At 50.6% G+C, this 1783-nt stretch carries 1 rRNA gene; it reads left to right on the forward strand.

The features are described from left to right. Positions 1-231: 231 nt before the first annotated feature. Positions 232-1747, forward strand: a 16S ribosomal RNA gene (locus tag LG211_RS19945). The last annotated feature ends 36 nt before the right edge of the window (positions 1748-1783 follow it).

Genomic DNA, 1783 nt, shown 5'->3' on the forward strand with positions numbered 1-1783 from the left:
AGAACCTTGAAAACTTCATAGTGTAGAAATTTAGTCAAAACGGGAATCGAGAGATTCTCAAGGAGATTAAAGAAAGAAACAATCATAAAATTGGTAAGACAATTGCGTGAGAGTTTCCGACAATTTCTAAAAAAGAAACAACAATAATTTCGAAAGAAATCGCGAAACGCGATGCGTTCGGAAGAGTAAGAACAAACTAGATTTATGTCTCGAAAGAGATTTAAATACCATTTATATGAGAGTTTGATCCTGGCTCAGGATGAACGCTGGCGGCGTGCCTAACACATGCAAGTCGAGCGAGAAGCTGATGATTGACACTTCGGTTGAGAGAATCAGTGGAAAGCGGCGGACGGGTGAGTAACGCGTAGGCAACCTGCCCTTTGCAGAGGGATAGCCTCGGGAAACCGGGATTAAAACCTCATGATGCTGTATGTCCGCATGGGCAGACGGTCAAAGATTTATCGGCAGAGGATGGGCCTGCGTCTGATTAGTTAGTTGGTGGGGTAACGGCCTACCAAGGCAACGATCAGTAGCCGACCTGAGAGGGTGATCGGCCACATTGGAACTGAGACACGGTCCAAACTCCTACGGGAGGCAGCAGTGGGGAATATTGCACAATGGGGGAAACCCTGATGCAGCAACGCCGCGTGAGCGAAGAAGGCCTTTGGGTCGTAAAGCTCTGTCCTTGGGGAAGAAAAAATGACGGTACCCAAGGAGGAAGCCCCGGCTAACTACGTGCCAGCAGCCGCGGTAATACGTAGGGGGCAAGCGTTATCCGGAATTATTGGGCGTAAAGAGTATGTAGGTGGTTTCTTAAGCGCAGGGTATAAGGCAATGGCTTAACCATTGTTCGCCCCGTGAACTGAGAGACTTGAGTGCTGGAGAGGAAAGCGGAATTCCTAGTGTAGCGGTGAAATGCGTAGATATTAGGAGGAACACCAGTGGCGAAGGCGGCTTTCTGGACAGTAACTGACACTGAGATACGAAAGCGTGGGGAGCAAACAGGATTAGATACCCTGGTAGTCCACGCCGTAAACGATGAGCACTAGGTGTCGGGCTCGCAAGAGTTCGGTGCCGGAGTTAACGCATTAAGTGCTCCGCCTGGGGAGTACGCACGCAAGTGTAAAACTCAAAGGAATTGACGGGGACCCGCACAAGCAGCGGAGCATGTGGTTTAATTCGAAGCAACGCGAAGAACCTTACCAGGGCTTGACATCCCTCCGACCGGTCCTTAATCGGACCTTTCTACGGACGGGGGAGACAGGTGGTGCATGGTTGTCGTCAGCTCGTGTCGTGAGATGTTGGGTTAAGTCCCGCAACGAGCGCAACCCTTGTCATTAGTTGCTAACAGTAAGATGAGAACTCTAATGAGACTGCCGTGGATAACACGGAGGAAGGTGGGGATGACGTCAAATCATCATGCCCCTTATGTCCTGGGCTACACACGTGCTACAATGGTCGGTACAAAGAGAAGCGAGACCGCAAGGTGGAGCAAATCTCAAAAACCGATCCCAGTTCGGATTGCAGGCTGCAACTCGCCTGCATGAAGTCGGAGTTGCTAGTAATCGCAGATCAGAATGCTGCGGTGAATGCGTTCCCGGGTCTTGTACACACCGCCCGTCACACCATGGAAGTTGGGGGCGCCCGAAGTCGGCTAGTAAATAGGCTGCCTAAGGCGAAATCAATGACTGGGGTGAAGTCGTAACAAGGTAGCCGTATCGGAAGGTGCGGCTGGATCACCTCCTTTCTAAGGAGACGAACGTTTCTGCACTATGAGTTTACA

Source organism: Hominibacterium faecale (genome assembly GCF_020734085.1).
Taxonomy (GTDB): Bacteria; Bacillota; Clostridia; order Peptostreptococcales; family Anaerovoracaceae; genus Hominibacterium; species Hominibacterium faecale.